Origin of the sequence: Saccharopolyspora sp. NPDC002686 (assembly GCF_040295745.1) — a bacterium.
In the GTDB taxonomy this organism is placed as follows: Bacteria; Actinomycetota; Actinomycetes; order Mycobacteriales; family Pseudonocardiaceae; genus Saccharopolyspora; species Saccharopolyspora oryzae.
This window is the reverse complement of the sequence record NZ_JBEOVY010000146.1, coordinates 1-17,900: the sequence shown is the minus strand read 5'-3', so window position 1 is coordinate 17,900 and position 17,900 is coordinate 1. Positions and strand designations below refer to the sequence as shown.

Here is a 17,900-nt window from a genome sequence, read left to right as displayed (position 1 = left end):
GCCAAGTTCCGGTACATGTTCGGCGGCAAGGCGGTCACCCCGGTCGTCATCCGCACCATGTACGGCGCGGGGCTCAACGCCGCGGCGCAGCACTCGCAGGCGCTGTACCCGGTCTTCACCCACATCCCGGGCCTGAAGGTCGTCCTGCCCTCCTCCCCGTACGAGGCGAAAGGCCTGATGACGCAAGCGATCCGGGACGACGACCCGGTCATCTTCTGCGAGCACAAGGCGATGTACGACGTCGTCGGAGACGTTCCCGAGGAGTCCTACGCGATCCCGTTCGGGGAGGCCAACTTCGTCCGCGAGGGCGAGGACGTCACCATCGTGGCCTTCGGGCGGATGGTCCCGATCGCGGCGGAAGCGGCCGACGAACTCGCCAAGTCCGGAGTGGAGTGCGAGGTCGTCGACCCGCGCACCACCAGCCCGCTGGACACCGACAGCATCCTGGAGAGCGTCGAGAACACCGGGCGGCTGGTGGTGGTCGACGAGGCCACCCCGCGCTGCAACCTCGCCACCGACGTCTCCGCCCTGGTGGCGCGGGAGGCCTTCGGCAGCTTGCAGGCACCGATCGAGATGGTCACCGCCCCGCACACGCCGGTGCCCTTCAGCGACGCGCTGGAGTCGATGTACATCCCGGACGCGCAGCAGGTGGTCAACGCGGTCAAGAAAGTCACGAGCTGGGAGCGCTGAGCATGACCGACGAGCGGATCCGCCGGATCAAGATGCCCAAGTGGGGGCTGTCGATGACCACCGGCACGATCACCGACTGGCTGGTCTCCGAAGGTGACGACATCACCGACGGCACCGAGCTGGCCGAGATCGACACCGACAAGATCGCCGGGACGCTGGAGTCCCCGGAGGAGGGAGTGCTGCGCGGGGTCGTCGTCGCGGAGGGAGAATCCGCCCCGGTGGGCGGCACGATCGCGATCGTCGCCCCGGCGGAGGTGCCCGACGCCGAGATCGAAGCGGCGGTCGCCGAGGCCAAGGAGCAGCTGGCCAGCGGCGAGGTCGAGGAGGCCGCGGGGCCCGCGACCGGCGAGGTGGAGGTGGGTGGGCGCACCCTGTCCTACGCCACGCTGGGCGACGGCCCCGAGGTCGTGGTGCTGGTCCACGGTTTCGGCGGCGACAAGAACTCCTGGCTGTTCGTCCAGGAACCGCTGTCCGAGGGCCGCACCGTGCACGCCCTGGACCTGCCGGGGCACGGCAGCTCGACCAAGGACGTCGGCGACGGCAGCCTGGACTCGCTGGCCGACGCGGTGATCGGGTTCCTGGACGCGCTGGACGTCGAACGGGCGCACCTGGTCGGCCACTCGCTGGGCGGTGCGGTCGTGACCGCCGTGGCGGCCCGGACACCGGACCGGGTCCGCTCCCTGGCGCTGGTCGCCCCGGCCGGCTACGGCACCGAGGTCAACGCCGACTACCTGCGCGGCTTCGTCGGGGCGAGCACCCGGCGGGAGCTCAAGCCGTACCTGCGCGCCCTGTTCGCCGACGAGTCGCAGGTGACCCGCCAGCTGGTGGACGACCTGCTGAAGTTCAAGCGCATCGACGGCGTCCAGGACTGCCTGCAGGCCCTGCTCGGCTCCGTCCTCGACGGGGACAAGCAGGCCATCGACGCGGCATCGCTGCTGGCCGGGGTCACCGTCCCCACCGCGGTGGTGTGGGGCGCGCAGGACCAGGTCATCCCGGTGGCCGACCAGTCCGCGTTCGGCGACCGCGCACAGGTGCGCGTGGTCGCGGGCGCGGGCCACATGGTGCACATGGAGGACCCGGCGGCGACCCGCGAAGCCGTCGAGTCGGTGCTCGGCTAGCTCCGAGCGGCCGGGTGGCGCACCCAGCCACCCGGTCGCTCGGCCTCGAAGGCCTGTTCGGACTCATCCTTCGGGGCATCCGGTCGACGCGGTGCGCAGCGCTTCTGCCACCATTCGGGGTATGGACGAGGTCGAAGAAGCACGGCTCCCGAAGAGCGCAGCGACCCGGGCCGTGTGCGCGCACATCGGCATCGGCTCCGACGTCCGGGAGGCGAGGGTCGCCCGCGACCGGCTCGACACCGTCCTGGCCTCCTACCGGGTGGCGTTCCTGCGCCAAGAAGCCAGCGGAGCCCCCACCTCGCGCTGAACCTCCCCCGGAAGGTGCCGGCGTTCTCTGCGCTGGGACGGCTGGTGGCCGAGAATTGGCCCGGCCGCACCACTGCGGTTCGCCAGCCACCCCGCAGGAGCTGCACATGGGCACATCAGCTCAGATCGGCGTCACCGGGCTCGCGGTCATGGGCCGCAACCTGGCCCGCAACTTCGCGCGCAACGGCTACTCGGTCGCCGTGCACAACCGCACCGCTTCGAAGACCCGGGAGCTGGTCGAGGAGTTCGGGCACGAGGGCGACTTCGTCGCCGCCGAATCGGTCGCCGACTTCGTCGCCGCGCTGGAACGCCCGCGCCGACTGGTGATCATGGTCAAGGCCGGGGATCCCACCGACGCGGTGATCGAGGAGTTCGCGCCGCTGCTCGAGGACGGCGATGTGATCATCGACGGCGGCAACGCGCACTTCGCGGACACCCGGCGCCGCGAGCGCGACCTGCGCGAACGGGGCATCCACTTCGTCGGCACCGGCATCTCCGGCGGCGAGGAGGGCGCGCTGCACGGACCCAGCATCATGCCGGGCGGCTCCGACGAGTCCTACGCCTCGCTGGGCCCGATGCTGGAGAAGATCTCCGCCAAGGCCGCCGACGACGCGCCCTGCGTCACGCACGTGGGCCCGGACGGGTCGGGGCACTTCGTGAAGATGGTGCACAACGGCATCGAGTACGCCGACATGCAGCTCATCGCCGAGGCCTACCAGCTGCTGCGCGACGTCGCCGGGTACTCCCCCGCCCAGATCGCCGAGGTGTTCCGCACCTGGAACACCGGTCGCCTCGAGTCCTACCTGATCGAGATCACCGCCGAGGTGCTGTCGCACGTCGACGCCGCCACCGGCGAACCGTTCGTGGACGTCGTCGCCGACCAGGCCGAGCAGAAGGGCACCGGTCGCTGGACGGTGCAGCTCGCCCTCGAGCTCGGGGTGCCGGTCTCCGGCATCGCCGAAGCGGTGTTCGCCCGTTCCCTGTCGGGCCACACCGCGCTGCGCGAGGCGTCCCGAGGACTCGCCGGTCCGACCGCCCGACCGCTCAGCGGCACCGATGCCGACGCCTTCGCCGACCAGGTGGAGCAGGCGCTGTACGCGTCGAAGATCGTGTCCTACACGCAGGGTTTCCACGAGATCGCCGCCGGCAGCGCCGAGTACGACTGGAACATCGACCTGGGTGCGATCGCGTCCATCTGGCGCGGCGGCTGCATCATCCGCGCGGCGTTCCTGGACCGCATCCGCGCCGCCTACGACGCCCGACCGGACCTGCCGAGCCTGCTGTCCGACGAGACCTTCGCGGCCGAGATCGCCGATGCCCAGCACGACTGGCGCTCGGTCCTGGGCGCAGCGACCAGCCAGGGCGTGCCCACACCGGGATTCGCAGCGGCGTTGTCCTACTACGACTCCCTGCGCGCCACCCGGCTCCCGACTGCGCTCACCCAGGGCCAGCGCGACTACTTCGGTGCCCACACCTACCGCCGGACCGACCGCGAAGGCTCCTTCCACACCCTCTGGGCCGGGGACCGCTCCGAAGTGCAGGTGTGACGCACCAGTCCACTGCGGACACTGGTCGCGCTGTGGTTCAGCGCGGTTGCCAGCCGGGGTGGCGCGGCGGGACGCGTGGACCGATCGCTGCGCCGGCCACCGACAGCGCGGTGCCGACCACCAGGAGCCAGGGACCGGGCCCCAGGGAGCCCAGGTGGCGGCCGCCGTCGGTCATGATCAGCAGCGTCACCACGTGGTAGAGCAGGCAGAGACCGGCGATGGCGGAGAGCATGATCCGGGTCGGGCCGGTCCGCCCCTCCGACAAGCTCTTCTTCGTGAGGCCGCCGCGGCTCTTGATGCTCTCCCTCGAACGCAAGGATCCCAGCGACCACAGCGCGGGCGGGACCGCAGCCAGTGCGAGGGCGATGAACACGCCCTGGCCGAGGTAGACCTTGACCCACCGGTCGCTCGCGGTGAGGTCGGTCGCGTTGCGCGCCGCTTCCCGGACGGCCGCGGACACGTCGCCGAAGGCGGCGTCACCGGCCCACTTGAACGCGAACAGGCCCAGCACTGCCAGCAGCACGCCGAGCACGGCCGGGATCGCACCCCAACCCGGCAACGTCAGCGGCGGCTCCTGCTGCGGCGGAGGTGGCTGAACCGGATACGGCGGCTGCCCCTGCTGCGGATATCCCGGCGGCACCGGGTATTGCTGCGGCGGGTGCGGTTGTTGGCCCGGCTGCCAGCCGGGTTGCTGCTGCGGATAGCCCGGACCGGGTCCCCCATGAGTCATAGCTGCCAAATCTAGTCCCAGCCACCACCTCCGCGCGGGGAGGTCGCCGCGAGTCGCGCACGGCGGTCAAATGCGCGTGCCGAGGTCGGCCAGACCGGCGTGGACGATCTCGGCGAGGCGGCACGCGTAGCGGCCGGACGGATCGAGGTCCGGGTCGAAGACCGTGACGTCGGCGCCGCACGCCGATGGGGCGAGGACCCGGAGCAGCTCCACCAGCTCCTCCGGCGCCAGACCACCGGGAGCGGGGCTGTCCACGGCCGGCAGGTGGGTCGGGTCGAGCACGTCCACGTCGATGTGCAGCCAGTAACCGTCGAGCTCCGCCGACACCACGCCATCGCGGATCCGGGTGGCAGCAGCGGTGATGCCTTCGCCGCGGAGCTCGTCCACCGTCGTCGCGCGCATGTGGGACCGCACCTCGGCGAGGTGTTCGTCGTCCTCGCGGCAGCCGAGGTGGGTGGCGTCCTGCGGCAGGAACAACGGGCCGAGGGAATCGACGTCGGCCACTTCCGGCCAGTGCAGGCCGATCGCGGCGGCCAGGTCCTCCCCGGCGAGGCTGGCGCACTCGGCGCTGTTCCCGGGATGGCGGAAGTCGGTGTGGCCGTCGAGGTGCAGCAGGCCGAACCGGCCGAGGCGCTTGAGCCCGAGTCCCACGCCGGTGAGGATGCTGCAATCCCCGCCGATCACCAGCGGGCGGTGCTCACCGCTGATGACCTCGCAGATCCGGTCCGCGAGGCGGCGCGAATGCTCGATGATGGCGTCCTGGTTGCGCAGCCGCCCGGGTTCCGCGTCGTCGCGGTAGCGCCGCGGCAGCACCACGCCGTCATCGATCGCCCCTTCGTCGATGAACCGGGTGAACAGGCCCGCCTCGCGGAGTGCTTCCGGAGCTTTCGCGGCACCCGGCGTCGCACCGGGTTCCGGCGGTCTGAGGCCCAGGTTCGACGGAGCTGACAGCAGCGCGATCACGCAGCCGATCATCCCACTCCCCGGCGCGAGGAGCTCGTGGACGACGACTTCCCGAAGCGCCGGAAATGACGTTGCGGGGCGCAGTGCGACCGTGCCATGTTGGCCCGGTCGAACGGAGCGGCAGCGGGAGGGCGACTTGGCGTTCGTGGTCTACGGCACGGCTCTGACCTGTGCTTCTACATCAGGCGCGGACCGCGTTCTGACCTGACCCCGCGGGGCGTGCTGGGCCGACCGCACGGCGGTCGGCGAGTTCCGCGCGTCCGCAGCTGACGTCGAAGCACCTGTCCTGGTCCGCACGACGCGACCGCGTCACCGCTTCGACGGAGTTCCCATGTCGTCTTCTTCCCCGCGCACTCCCGAACCACGGGCCGGACTGCGGGAATGGCTGGGCCTGGCCGTGCTGGGCCTGCCCACCCTGCTCGTCGCCCTGGACATGAGCGTGCTGTACCTGGCTCTCCCGCACCTGGCCGCGGATCTGGGCGCCAGCAGTGCGGAACTGCTGTGGGTCACCGACATCTACAGCTTCGCGATCGCCGGATTCCTGCTCACCACAGGCGCGCTGGGCGACCGGATCGGCCACCGCAGGCTGCTCCTGATCGGTGCCACCGGATTCGGCTTCGTGTCCGTGCTGGCAGCGTTCGCGACGCACCCGGCCATGCTCATCGCCGCCCGAGCGCTCCTCGGCGCTGTCGCCGCAACCCTGATGCCGAGCACGCTGGCGCTGATCAGCACGATGTTCCGCGATCCCCGTCAACGCACGATCGCCATCGCCGGGTGGTCGAGCACCTTCATGGCCGGCGTCGCAATCGGACCGGTCATCGGCGGTGCTCTGCTGGAGTTCTTCTGGTGGGGCTCGGTGTTCCTACTGGCAGCGCCGGTTATGGTGCTGCTGCTTGTGCTAGGCCCGATTCTGCTGCCCGAGCAGCGCCCCGCCGCGGCCGGTCGCCTGGACCTGATCAGCGTCGGCCTGTCACTGGCAACCGCCCTTCCGCCCGCGTACGCGCTCAAGGAGCTGACCAGGGACGGCAGCGCCACGACGGCGGTGCTGGCCGTGCTGATCGGGTTGATCGCTGGAGCGCTTTTCGCGCGGCGCCAGCGGAAGTCGGCGGACCCGCTGTTCGACGTGCGGTTGTTCGCCGACCGCTCCTTCAGCACCGCGCTGATCGTCCTGCTCATCGGATCGGCGACGACGAGCGGGATCGCCATGTTCGCCGCCCAATACCTGCAACTCGCCGTCGGACTACCGCCGCTGCGAGCCGCAACGTGGCTGCTGCCTTCCACCGCAGCACTGATCACGAGCGCCATGCTGGCACCCGTGGCAGCACGTCTGGTCAGGCCCGGCTACGTCATCGGCGCCGGATTGCTGCTCTCCAGCGCCGGATTCGCGATCCTGGCTCAGGTCGGCAGCCCCACCGCGCTCGTCGCGCTGGTGGCGGGACTGGCCATCGCCCACTTCGGCAGCGGACCCGCCGACGTGCTCGGCACCGACCTGGCGATGGGCGCCGCCCCACCCGGCAAGGCCGGCTCGGCCGCCTCGATGTCGGAAACCACGACCGAACTCGGAGTAGCCGTCGGAACAGCCGTTTTCGGCACCCTCGGTGCCGTCGCCTACCGCAACGGGATGTCCGCAGCAGTTCCCGCGGGAATTCCGCCCGACCTGGCCGAACGCGCCGAGGACACGATGGCAGGCGCAACCACCGCAGCAGCACAACTTCCCAGGACTCCCGGCGTTGACCTGCTGGAACTCTCCCGCGAGGCCTACACCGGCGGTCTGAACGCGATCTCCACCGCCGCCGCGATCATCACAGCAGTCGCGGCCCTGGCCGTCATCGCGTTGCTGCGGAACCGGCGCGATTAGCGGCGCTGTCGCCGCAGATCATGGCGGTGTGGCCGGATTTCCACCGCACCACGCGAGAACGAAGACTTCTTCACATTTGTTGTTGAGCAAGACATCATGTGGAAGACGTGCTTACCAGTACGCGCTGCACACGAGGGAGCTGTCGCCATCATGACTTTCTCCTCACTCAACGCCGAACCGGGCATTTCCTCGGAGCTCGTCGACCTCGGTGCGATTTCGCTGCCGGAGTTGCGCAACCTCAAGGATTCGACGCTGCACCGCTCGTTGCGGCACGTGGTGCAGCAAACCGCGGACATCGGGGTCATCCCGTCACCTCCCGGCGAAGGCGGCGAACGGGTCGATTGACGCCGCGGTTCCCGCCGTGCTCGCGCAATTCGGTTCCGACCGCGATCCGCCGAAGGAGGGAGCCGTGCCCGTCGGCAGCGAGAACGCCCCGGAGGACTTCGCACTCCACCGCCTGTCGTGGCCGGACTTCGACGAACTCGCCCGCGCTGCCGGCGGGGCCCGCACGGTGCGCCAGTTCCGCCGCGCCGAACGCAGTCGGCGGCTGCTCCTGCTCCGCGGGTTGGTGGACGTGGTCGCCAAGGTTCCGGACCAGTGCGAACCGCTCCCCTCCCCGGAAGACGCCTGGGAGATCCTGGCCCGCGTCCAGGCACGAGCACCCCGGGTGCTCGACCGGATCCTCGCGCACCCCTACACCGGGAGCTGGGTCGGCTACACCACGCGCCTGTTCCACCACCAGACCACCGGCGTCTGCCCGCTGTGGGTGCACGTCGGACACGTGCACGCACTCGCCGCGGCAGCGGCGATCCACGCCGGGCTCCCGTTCCGGACCTCGGTCCCGGTCTGGGACGGCGGCGCCATCCTCCCGACCATCGGCATGGCCCGCCTCTCCGCGGACGAGCCGTTCTCGGTGGCCGACGTGCACAGCGACGGCGAGCGCGTCGAGATCCGCAGCGGATCCACCTGCGTGCGCCTGCCGAACGACCGCTCTGCGGAAGCCCCTGGGTGGTGGCCCCTGCGGCACGTGTCGGTCCGCACCCGCGGCCAGTCGTTCTCAGTCCACTTGGACGACATCGATCCCTATCGCGGCCTGCACGAACCAGTCCTGCCACAGCGGCTCAGCACCGGCGAGGTCGACACCTGGCGGGCCCTGATCACCGATGCCTGGCGCCTGATCACCGAGCACCTCCCCGAGATGGCCCCGGCGTTGCGCGCCGGTCTGGAGTCGCTGGTGCCGCGCCCCGCGGTGCCGTTCCGCATGCCGAGCGCATCCACCGGCGAAGCCTTCGGCAGCGCGATCGTCAGCCGTCCCGTCGACGGGTTCGAGCTCGCGGCCATGCTCGTCCACGAGTTCCAGCACATCCGGTTGGGCGGGCTGCTCCACTTCATCCGGTTGCGCGAGAAGGACCCGCGATTGCGCTTCCACACGCCGTGGCGGGACGATCCGCGCCCGCTCGCCGGCGTCCTGCAAGGCGTCTACGCGTTCTTCGGCGTGACGATGTTCTGGCGAGCACTGGCGCAGCGCGGCTCCGACCGGCGAGCCGCATTCGAGTTCGCGTACTGGCGCGCCGGGACCTGGGACACCCTCCAGGCCCTGCGGGACGATCCGGCCCTGACCACCGCGGGACACCGGTTCGTCGAGGGCATCGCCGCCGAACTCGGCCCCTGGCAGGACGAACCGGTGCCCGCCGACCTGGCGGAGCAGGCCGTCGCGCTCATCGCGGATCACCGCGCGGGCTGGCGGATCCGGCACGTCCGCCCCGATCCGGACACCGTCCGAGCGGTGTCGGAAGCCTGGCTGGCCGGTCGCCAGCGGCTGGCCGGAGTCCGCGTGGCCGACGGGCGAACGCCCACTCCCGTCTCGGACGGTTCCTGGTCCCAGGCGCGCCTCGACCTGGTCCGGCTCAGCTTCGTCGAATCAGCCGATTCCGCATCGTGGTCGGCAGTCCCCGATGCCACGCCGGCGGATCTGGCTTACGCGCGCGGTCAGCTCACCGAAGCCGCGCGCGGCTACCGGGCGGAGCTGGACGCGGACCCCGACCGCCCTGCCTCCTGGACCGGGCTGGGACTCGCGCTGTCCGGACTCGGCGCGCAAGCGCCCGCTCGAGCGCTGCTGACCTGTCCCGAGTTGGTTCGAGCGGTGCACCGACGGATTCGAACCGGCGCGGCGAACGCTGTCGCGCCGGACGAACTCGCCGACTGGATCGGGCGCTTCCTGCCCTGACCCGGCCTCCTCACAGCGGCATCGGGTCGATGTCGCAGTTGGCCCGGACGTTCTGCGCAGCAGCCACCACCGTCGGGTGCGCCTCCCCCAGCGCCCGTCGGTAGCGGGTCAGGACCTCGACGTGCTTGGCCTCCGCGATCTCGTTCTCACCCGCACTGCGCAGGTCCAGGGCGAGGTTGTGGTTCGCCGCGATGGTCGTGGGGTGTTCCGCACCGAACACGCCCTCCATGCGTTGCGCCGCCTCGGTGCCCAGTTCCAGGGCGGTCTCGAAATCTCCCAGCGCTGCCACATCGCTGGCCAGGTTGATCATCGCGATCAGCCCGTGCGGCTGGTCCGGGCCGAACTTCGCGCGGAACTGCTCGAAGGAGCGTTCGTCGAGCTGCCGGGCGCTGCTGACATCACCGAGCAGCCGCAGCGTCACCGCCAGGTCGATGGCGGCGGACAAGGTGTGCGGGTGGTTCTCCCCCAGGCTGCGGCGATACCGGTCGAAGGTGTCTTCGCCGAGCGCGCGCGCCGCCCTCAGCTCGCTGGCCTGCCGCAGGTCGATGGAGTGCGAGATCGCGCAGCCCAGGGTGCTCGGGTGATCGGCCCCGTAGCGGAACCGGTAGAACTCCAGCGCCTGCCCGGACAGCTCGAAAGCCGTCTGGTGGTCACCGTTCTTCCTGGCCGCGATGGCCAACCGGTGCTGGCGGTACAGGGTGATCGCCTTGTCCTCGCCGAAGAGCTTCCGGCAGCGTTCGAACAGCCGCTCCAGCTCGCCGTGCGCCCACGCGTAGTCACCCAGCTCCAGCCGGTCCAGGATGAGACCGCCCAGCGCGTTCAGCGCTTGCGGGCTGTCGACTCCCCGGACCTCGCCCTGCCGCCGGGCGGTTTCCTCGCCCAGATCCCGCGCCCGCTTGTAGTCCCCGAGCAGCCGCAGCGTGACCGCGAGGTCGTGCGCGGCGCCCAGCGTGACCGGGTCGTCCTGGCCGTACAGCGCCTTCGCCTTGCGGTAGACCTCTTCGTTCAGCTCGCGGGCCTGCAGGTACTCGCCCTTGGCCTTCAGGTCGAACGCGACGCTGAGCTCCGCGCCGAGCGTGTCCTCGCTGTTCTCGCCGGAGATCTGCCGGCGCAGTGCCAGCGTTCGCGCGTTGAGCTCGGCGGCTTCCTGGTAGCGGCCGAGGACGCACAGGTACGGCCCCAGCTTCCCGGCCACCTGGAGCAGTTGGGGGTCGGTTTCCTCCCACTTCTCCGACCACACTTCGAGCACCTGCTTGCCCAGTGCGGCAGCTTCGTTGTGGTCGCCCCAGGAGAACAGGTACTCCATGAGGTCGATGACCAGCTGGCGGACCCAGGGGTCGTCGCAGTTCAGCGCGTTCGACGCGGTCGCGTGCGGGAGGATCGCCTGGAACCGGGGCCACTGCACGGCGTCCGCCGGGTCGCCCGGGTCCATGTTCGCCAGCAGCAGGTGCGCGCCGTGGCGCATGTCCGCTCGGCGCTGCGGGGACATGCGGTCGCGCACGACCAGTTGGACCAGGCGGTGCAGCTGCAGGGTGTCGTTGCGGTGGTCGATCTTGGCCAGGCCGAACCGGTTGATGTCTCGGATGGCCCGGCCGAGCCGGAGCGGGTCGCGCAGCGCGGCGTCGAGCTCCGGCGCGATCGACGTGCCGCGCAGACCCGTGAACAGGCTGCGGGAGATCGGCTCCGGCGCGAAGAACGCGCACACCTGGAGCAGCTGGTGGGCTGCGGGGTTGCGCTCCTCCAGCTCTTCCAGCGAGACGTTCCACGCCGCTGCCAGCGACACCTCGTAGTCGTTGGGCGCCGACACGTCGAGGATCTCGGCCACCTTCTCGTCGAACACGCGGAGGTACTCGCTGACCGGCATCCCGGTCTCCGCCCGCCAGGCGGCTGCTTGCGCGATCGCCAGCGGCAGGTCACCGAGCTTCTCCGCGAGGGCGTCGGATTCCTCCTCGGTGATCTCCGGGCCGCGGCTGCGCAGCAACGCCTTGCTCTCGGACCTCTCGAACAGCGTGACCTCCAGGGGACGGGCCACTTCGGCCCAATCGGGGTTGCGCGAGGTGATGATGATGTCGCCCGGCCCGTTGGCGGGGAAGAACGGGCGCACGTCCTCCGGGCTCTCCGCCGCGTCGAACACCAGCAGCCAGCGGCGGATCGGATAGCCCCGGCGCAGCGCTTCGCGCACGGCGGGCACCGCGGTGTGCGCTTCCGAACTGCCCGGCAGCTGCAGCGCCTGGGCCAGTTCGGTCAGCCCGGCGCGGATCTGCGCAGGCTGACCGGCCTGCACCCACCACACCAGGTCGTAGTCCGCGAGGTGCCGGTAGATGTGCTCGACGGCGATCTGGGTCTTGCCGATCCCGCTCATGCCGTGCAGCGTCGAGGGCAGGATGGCGGTGGTGCCGCCGTCCTTGAGCCGGCCTTCCAGCTGCGCGAGGGGTTCCTCGCGGCCGGTGAAGATCGGGTTCCGCGGCGGCACGTCGCCCCAGATCGGCGGGACGTCGTCCGCGCGCCGCTCGCGGAGGATGCGAGCCACCACAGTGGACGGTGGGCTGGACGGGTCCTCCTCGGCGCCGACCGCGTCCGCACGGGGCTCGAACGGAACCACCCGCAACGTTTCCGGCGAGTCGGTCGACTGCTGCGGGGGATTCGCTGAACCAGTGCTCTGACCAGACATGTTTCCACTCGCCGTCGTTTCTGCGGGACTCACGGTTTCATCGGTCTCCGAGGTCGTGGAACTGAAGCGATCTTCCTCCGAAAGTGTGACTTGTCGAGCGGCGTCCTCCGGCTCGAGCAGTCGATCCATCTTCTTCGCGCGCGCGAGGTAAGGCCCGGACAGGGCGCGCATCACGGAGCGCTCGATCTCGAGACCTCCCTCCGGCGACGGCGGGAGATCCGGATCGGCGAGCGCATCGCGAACACGTCCGACACCGGCCACGCGGTCGCCGAACCCGGCGGCGACCAGGCGCAGCACGTGCGCGGTCTCCGAACGTCGCGCACCGCTGAGCAGGACTTCGCGGACCGGCTGGTCGAAGGCGAAGGTGGTGTTGTCCCAGCCTCCCGCAGCGGCTTCGTCGACGGGCCGCAGCAGGTCGCTGGTGAGCACCTCGGCCAGATCGTCCGGTCCGGATCCGGGCACCAGCTCGGTCTGGATCGCCCGCGCGACCGGCACGCTCACCGGGACCGCGGCCAGCAGCGTCGCGAGCCGGAAGGCCGGCGGCGAGGCCGTGCTCAGGAAGTTCATGACCCGCTGCCGAGGCGACCGGCCACGACCGCTGCCCGGAGCGGGCACCTCGTCCTCCCGGGGCTGCGGCTGGCGGTCACCGGCGAGCAGCACCACCGCGTCCGCGGACCGCCCGCGCTGCCCCGCGACCAGCTGCGCCCACCGGGAGAGCCACCGCGTTTCCAGCTCCAGCACCGGCACCGCGACCGCACCGGTCGGCGGACTCGGGTCGGGGTCCAGCCAGACGTCGGGCAGCTCCACCTGCCACTGCCGGTTCGGCGCCACCGCGCGCGGCGTCGTCAGCTTCGCGCGCTGCGCGTGCAATCCACCGCGTCGCCAGAGCCGCTGCGGCAGCAGGTGGGCGACCGCGACCGACATCGAATCGCCCCACTGCGCGAGCAACGGCGTGATGGAACCCCGCCGCCAACCGGCGCCGACGCCGTCGGTCAGGACCAGGACGACCCGCCGTCCGGACGGGTCGTTCAGCTCCGCCGGGCTGCGGACCGGGGCATCAGCCGTTCCCCCGCGCAACTGCGGTGCTTCGGAGGTGTCGAGCATCCGGCGCTGGATCGACCGGAAGGCGCCGAGTCGCTCCAGGGACTTGGTGAACGCGTCGATCTTCGCCCGCCACAGCGCCATCGACGGATTGGTGTCCACGACCAGCGTCAGGTCGAGCCAGCGCGTCGTGCCCGGTCGGGTCATCGGCAACCACAGCCCGTCCTCGACCGCGCGTTCCGCGGTCGCGTCCTCGTCGAGGAGTGCGTCCTCGTCGTGCGGCGACGACATCCTGCGCTTGAACGGCCGGAGCGCCCGGAAGACGTTCGGACCGCCAGCCGCGCGGCGCACCACCGGCGGCGACGAATCCCCCACGATCCCAACGGGTTCCGCCGATTCCGACGCCTGGACCGACGTGCCGATCGCGGGGACTGCGTCCTCCGGCTCCGGACCGGCGTCCTGCTCAGGATCCCGGGCATCGTTCGACGGGAGTTCGGATGGTTCCCGGTCGTCCTCGCCCGGCCGGTCGGATTCCTCGATGTCCTGCGGGGAATCCGCTCCACCTTCCTCGTCGGGTTTCCGCGGCGCGCCGTTACTCCGGTGCCGTCCCCACGCCGACTGGGTGGCGGCGGTCAGCCAGAGCGCGTCGGCGACTTCGGCCCACCCCAGGTCGCCCGTCCCGAGCGGAGACGCGGAGTCGTCCCGCCCCGCCGACCGGACCGGGCGGGCCTCCGCACTGCCATCCCCGCCGCGCACGTCACGTTACCGAGGTGAGTTGTCGCCACAGCGCGTCCCGCAACCGCGACCACGACTCGTCGTCGTCGCGGTAGGTTCCCGAAGTCACCAGGTACAGCGCGTCCAGCAGCTTGTCGGCGGGCAGTCCGCCACCATCGGCCCCGCGGTCGAGGAACTCCTGGATCATCCGCTGCCGCTGCTCGTCCCCGGTCCCGGTCAGGTGCGCGGCCACCATCGCGGCGAGCTGCTCCGCGTCCGGTTCCCGGATCGTCAACCGCAGGCAGCGGCGCAGGAATGCTTCCGGGAACTCCCGCTCGCCGTTGCTGGTGATCACCACGACCGGGAACGCGCGGCACCTCACCCGACCGTCGGCCACGGTGGCCGTGGTGCCCGGATCGTCGGCCAGCACGGTCACCTCCGGCGAGCGGTCCCGCATCCGCTCCAGCTCCGGGATGGTGAACTCGCCGTCCTCGAAGATGCTCAGCAGGTCGTTGGGGAGGTCCACCTCGCTCTTGTCGAGCTCGTCGATCAGCAGCACCCGGGGCAGCTCCGCCGGCAGGAACGCCGTGCCCAACGGGCCCAACCGCACGAACTCGCCCACCGGCGGTTCCGCGGTCGGCGGCTCGGCGTCGGCACCCCAGCGGACCATCGCCTGCCGCGTCGCGGCCGCTTGCGCCCGACCTATCGCGTCGTAGGCGTACAGACCGGATTTCAGCGTGGTGCGACTGGTGATCGGCCACCTGAGCACCCGCCCCAAGCCCAGTTCCCGCGCGATCCTGAAGGCCAGGCTGGACTTCCCGGTGCCGGGGCGACCGGTGACCAGCAGCGGGCGGCGCAAGTACAGCGCCGAGTTGACCATGTCGACCTCGTGCGGATCGACGTCCCGTTCGGACAGGTGCGATTCCGCGCCCAACCGGCGTTGGGCCTCGCCGTCGTCCGGCGGCGGCACGTACCGCTCGGGCACCGGGCCACCGCGGAAGTTCCGCCAGGGCGGCGGATCCGGGAGGAGATCGGTCAACCGGACGTCGCGCAGCGGCCGACCGGTGCCCCGGTAGATCCACCAGTCGGGCGTTCCGAATCCCGCCAACCGCTCTCGCGACGCGTCGCCGTTCGAACGCTCGTCGATGCTCATCCGCGGTGTCCCTCCCGGCCTAGCCCGCGAGCTCTTCGGGATTCACCAATCGAGCTGGATCATCCCACATGACCACCAGTTCTTGCACTACCTTGACGTCGAATCGCGCCGGTGAATCGAGGTGCGCGTCCCGCCGGACGGCCTGCGTCCGGGTCGGCAGCTCGCCCAAACCGCCTTCCTCCACCAGCCTTTCCACGATCTCCCGCACCCGTTCGGGCTCCGCGTCGGTGCGATGCCAGAACACCGCGGGCAATCCCGCCCGCAGCGCGGACATCAACTGATCACCCCGGCTGGGTTCGCGCGACGGCGCAGCGGCGAGCACGATCGCCGCGCATTGCGGTTGCTGCCCCAGCGCGGCCTCGATGGCGTGCGGGCTGTCCGGATTCGCAGTGCTGGCGTAGTGCACCTCCGCGCTCCGCGGATCTTCGCGCATCATCTGCCACCGCAGGTTCCACACCCGGTGCCAGTGGTCGGACATCATCCGCTCCAAAGAGCGCACCACGATCGGATAATCCATGCACAGCGGGCGCGGGATACCGGAGTCGTGCTCCTTGTGCCACTGGTGGACCGGCAGGTTCAGCAGCGCCCGCGGCAGCACGACCTCCAGCGCCACCGCGCCGGAATGCCCGCGCCACGCCCGCTCCGCCTCGACGACCAGTTCGTCGACGTGCCGCTCGATCTCGTGCACCCGGACCGTCCGGCTGCGCCCCCGCGCGGGTGGCCACTCCTCCGGATCGTCCTGCCGCCAGTGGGAGAGCACGAACAACTCGGGATCGATCCCGTCGTGCTGGATCACGATCATCAGGTGCAGCCGCGTGTCGGCGACGACCGGATCCGCGTGCGCCGCGCGGAATTCCGCGAGTTCGGCGTCGAGCTGGAGGCGCCGGGCCTGCGCGCTGCTCCAACCCTCCAGCTTGGTGCGCACCGCGCGGTCCCCGACCTGGCGCGCCAGGAGCTCGACGAACGCCAGCGCCGGCGGGAACCCGTCCGGGCCCGCGTTGACATCGGCCAAGTGCTCGAGGACGCCCCAGGGCGTCGAACCAGGCGGCGGCGGTGGAACACCCGGCCCCGCAGCTCGGTGCAGCAGCGTCGGCAGTTGCGAGACGACGAGCTCGTCGAGCGGATCGCGGAGTTCTTCCAGCACACCGGGCGGAAGCAGCTCGAGCACCTCTTCCGGTTCCGGTTCGGACACCCTGATCGCCGCCCCGAGCAGCCGCAACCACGCGACGGCGCTGGTTTCCTTCACCACCACCGAGATCTGCTGGAACGACTCGGGTTCGGCGGCCTCGTGCTGGATCACGTCCCGGAAGAACTCCTCCGAGGCGATCAGGGCCAGCGCGCTCCGCGTCTGCGCCAACCAGGCCTTCGCGTCAGGCGCGTCCAGGATGCGGGCCGCGAAGTTGATCGCCGGGCTGACCTTGCCGTTGGAGCTCAGCCGCACGTGCCCGGCGTGCAGCGCGACCCGCAGCTGCATGGCCGCCGCGTCGGAGTGCACCGCGTTGTGCCTGCGCAGGCCCGCGAGCAACCGGTGGCCCAGGTGGTCGGCCAACCGGACCTGGGGCACGTCGGGCGGCACCAGGATGATCTTCCCGTCCCCGCGGTCCTCCACGTCGCAGGAACCCCACTCGATGCCGGACTCGTCGAACGCCTGCTCCAGCAACTGGGTGAGGCTGCGGTGCACCGCGACCTGGTCGTGGAACGTCCGGCGGGCATCGGTGAAGCGCGCGACGTCCACCAGCACGACGCTCCGGTAGAGCGCCTCAGAGTAAAGCGGCATGAGACCCCCTCCCAGCACCGCGATACCCGCACGCCGCCCCGCCGCGGCCCGCCGTCGTCATCGGCGGGCTGACCCGGGACATCGCACCGCTGTCACCCGGCATCCCGGAGGTACTGTACGCGACACGCACCTCCCGAGTGACCCGTTCGATCTTCGTCCTGGTGACGGCTCCGAGCGCGGCCGTCCGCGCGAACGTGGGCGGGAAGCAGCGCGGACGCACCCGCTGCTTCCCGCCCACCGGGCGCTGTTCCCGCTGAACACCCCTCGGATCCAGCGGCCAAGAGCCTGTCGGCGTATGCCGTCCGCGCTTGTGGAAGCGGCGTCAGCCGCTTGGACCACCTGCGCGGGGTGACCACCGGCGGGTTCTGAGCGGTTTCCTGGCGAGGACGGCCCCTCCGCCGTGTATTGGACATACATCAGGAGGGGCACCCGCAGTCCAGGGAAGCGCTCAGGTTCCGCTAAGCGACCACCCGAGCAACGCAAACACCAACAAAGCTCTAAGTGCGCGCCCGCCCCCAGGCACTCACAACCGCCATGACGGCGGCCGCCATCACGCTGGCTAGAGCCACCCGGACCACGCCTTCCGGCTGGACCGAGATCAGCACGACGATCAGGGCCCACACCTGGATGACGGTGAACAGGGCGCTGCACAGCAGCATCGGCCGGTCCCACCACCGAACGGGGCGTTCCGGCGACACCGCGGTCCGCATGGGCATCGTCCCGGGAGCGCCTGCGCGAACTCGCTGCGGCGAACTGGTTTTCGTCATGTTCGTCAACCTCCTCCGAAAACGGGCGATGAATGACATGTACGGCACTCCGGCGCCGCGCAGTGCGTCACGTGACTCATTCGGCCCGATCAGGAGGCCAGTTGTTCGAGGGCGTCCAGGCGCAGGATCGTCACCCGGCGGCGGGCCGTCGCGATCAGGCGCTGGCGCCGCAGTTCGGCCAGTGCGCGCACGACCGACTCCCGGGACGCCGAGATCAGGCCGGCCATGCTCTTCTGCGTGATGGGGATGGCGATCATGACGGTCTCCCCCACCGCCACCCCGTAGCGCCCGGCGAGCTCGATGAGCAGGACGGCGAGCCGCTGCGCGACGGGTCGACC

Annotated in this window: 14 protein-coding genes; 7 read left to right on the top strand and 7 right to left on the bottom strand. The window is 70.8% G+C overall.

What is annotated here, in order from left to right:
* The 4 genes from ABTZ89_RS20050 to gnd form a co-directional block, all read left to right on the top strand.
* On the top strand, positions 1–690 hold a 690-nt coding region (locus ABTZ89_RS20050; RefSeq protein WP_351046767.1), incomplete at its 5' end, for an alpha-ketoacid dehydrogenase subunit beta.
* A 2-nt stretch (positions 691–692) separates the two neighbouring features.
* Positions 693–1,808 (top strand): acetoin dehydrogenase dihydrolipoyllysine-residue acetyltransferase subunit, encoded by a 1,116-nt coding sequence (locus tag ABTZ89_RS20045; protein ID WP_351046764.1) that lies wholly within the window; start codon positions 693–695, stop codon positions 1,806–1,808.
* Positions 1,809–1,929: 121 nt separating this feature from the next.
* A complete protein-coding gene (locus tag ABTZ89_RS20040) occupies positions 1,930–2,115 on the top strand; it encodes a hypothetical protein (protein ID WP_351046761.1) in 186 nt (61 codons plus the stop codon).
* Positions 2,116–2,221: 106 nt separating this feature from the next.
* The gene (gene gnd, locus ABTZ89_RS20035) at positions 2,222–3,661 is read left to right on the top strand and encodes an NADP-dependent phosphogluconate dehydrogenase (protein ID WP_351046759.1); all 1,440 of its coding nucleotides are present in this window, start codon (positions 2,222–2,224) and stop codon (positions 3,659–3,661) included.
* A 37-nt stretch (positions 3,662–3,698) separates the two neighbouring features.
* Here gnd and ABTZ89_RS20030 read toward each other — a convergent pair whose 3' ends face one another.
* Positions 3,699–4,391, bottom strand: coding sequence for a hypothetical protein (locus ABTZ89_RS20030; protein WP_351046756.1), 693 nt, complete (start codon positions 4,389–4,391; stop codon positions 3,699–3,701).
* 66 nt (positions 4,392–4,457) lie between these two features.
* Positions 4,458–5,366, bottom strand: a complete 909-nt coding sequence (locus tag ABTZ89_RS20025; RefSeq protein ID WP_351046753.1) for an arginase family protein — start codon at positions 5,364–5,366, stop codon at positions 4,458–4,460.
* A gap of 319 nt (positions 5,367–5,685) precedes the next feature.
* On the opposite strand from ABTZ89_RS20025, the gene ABTZ89_RS20020 reads away from it, so the two are divergent.
* The 3 genes from ABTZ89_RS20020 to ABTZ89_RS20010 all read left to right on the top strand — a co-directional run bounded on the left by ABTZ89_RS20020 (position 5,686) and on the right by ABTZ89_RS20010 (position 9,439).
* On the top strand, positions 5,686–7,212 hold the full coding sequence (locus tag ABTZ89_RS20020) for an MFS transporter (RefSeq protein ID WP_351046750.1): 1,527 nt from the start codon (positions 5,686–5,688) through the stop codon (positions 7,210–7,212).
* Between the two features lie 150 nt (positions 7,213–7,362).
* Positions 7,363–7,557 carry a hypothetical protein gene (locus ABTZ89_RS20015; protein ID WP_351046747.1) on the top strand — a complete coding sequence of 65 codons (195 nt, stop codon included), beginning with the start codon at positions 7,363–7,365 and terminating at the stop codon, positions 7,555–7,557.
* A 64-nt stretch (positions 7,558–7,621) separates the two neighbouring features.
* Positions 7,622–9,439 carry an HEXXH motif domain-containing protein gene (locus ABTZ89_RS20010; RefSeq protein WP_351046744.1) on the top strand — a complete coding sequence of 606 codons (1,818 nt, stop codon included), beginning with the start codon at positions 7,622–7,624 and terminating at the stop codon, positions 9,437–9,439.
* A gap of 10 nt (positions 9,440–9,449) precedes the next feature.
* Here the strand turns inward: ABTZ89_RS20010 and fxsT are convergent, their stop codons facing one another.
* The 5 genes from fxsT to ABTZ89_RS19985 form a co-directional block, all read right to left on the bottom strand.
* Entirely contained in the window at positions 9,450–13,907 is a 4,458-nt protein-coding gene (fxsT, locus tag ABTZ89_RS20005) for an FxSxx-COOH system tetratricopeptide repeat protein (protein WP_351046741.1), read from the bottom strand.
* 1 nt (position 13,908) lies between these two features.
* Positions 13,909–15,018 carry an AAA family ATPase gene (locus ABTZ89_RS20000; protein ID WP_351046738.1) on the bottom strand — a complete coding sequence of 370 codons (1,110 nt, stop codon included), beginning with the start codon at positions 15,016–15,018 and terminating at the stop codon, positions 13,909–13,911.
* A 19-nt stretch (positions 15,019–15,037) separates the two neighbouring features.
* Positions 15,038–16,795: a VMAP-C domain-containing protein gene (locus ABTZ89_RS19995; RefSeq protein ID WP_351046735.1), complete on the bottom strand. Its 1,758-nt coding sequence runs from the start codon at positions 16,793–16,795 to the stop codon at positions 15,038–15,040.
* 497 nt (positions 16,796–17,292) lie between these two features.
* Positions 17,293–17,562: a hypothetical protein gene (locus tag ABTZ89_RS19990; protein WP_270949192.1), complete on the bottom strand. Its 270-nt coding sequence runs from the start codon at positions 17,560–17,562 to the stop codon at positions 17,293–17,295.
* An 89-nt stretch (positions 17,563–17,651) separates the two neighbouring features.
* Positions 17,652–17,900 (bottom strand): Crp/Fnr family transcriptional regulator (locus ABTZ89_RS19985; RefSeq protein WP_351046732.1); only part of this gene is annotated, 249 nt, incomplete at its 5' end.

Bases quoted from the DNA above. Each gene is read 5' to 3' on its own strand.
- ABTZ89_RS20030 (WP_351046756.1), bottom strand. From the start codon at position 4,391: ATGACTCATGGGGGACCCGGTCCGGGCTATCCGCAGCAGCAACCCGGC.
- ABTZ89_RS19990 (WP_270949192.1), bottom strand. From the start codon at position 17,562: ATGACGAAAACCAGTTCGCCGCAGCGAGTTCGCGCAGGCGCTCCCGGG.
- ABTZ89_RS20040 (WP_351046761.1), top strand. From the start codon at position 1,930: ATGGACGAGGTCGAAGAAGCACGGCTCCCGAAGAGCGCAGCGACCCGG.
- ABTZ89_RS20000 (WP_351046738.1), bottom strand. From the start codon at position 15,018: ATGAGCATCGACGAGCGTTCGAACGGCGACGCGTCGCGAGAGCGGTTG.
- ABTZ89_RS19995 (WP_351046735.1), bottom strand. From the start codon at position 16,795: ATGCCGCTTTACTCTGAGGCGCTCTACCGGAGCGTCGTGCTGGTGGAC.
- ABTZ89_RS20045 (WP_351046764.1), top strand. From the start codon at position 693: ATGACCGACGAGCGGATCCGCCGGATCAAGATGCCCAAGTGGGGGCTG.
- ABTZ89_RS20025 (WP_351046753.1), bottom strand. From the start codon at position 5,366: ATGATCGGCTGCGTGATCGCGCTGCTGTCAGCTCCGTCGAACCTGGGC.
- ABTZ89_RS20015 (WP_351046747.1), top strand. From the start codon at position 7,363: ATGACTTTCTCCTCACTCAACGCCGAACCGGGCATTTCCTCGGAGCTC.
- gnd (WP_351046759.1), top strand. From the start codon at position 2,222: ATGGGCACATCAGCTCAGATCGGCGTCACCGGGCTCGCGGTCATGGGC.
- ABTZ89_RS20020 (WP_351046750.1), top strand. From the start codon at position 5,686: ATGTCGTCTTCTTCCCCGCGCACTCCCGAACCACGGGCCGGACTGCGG.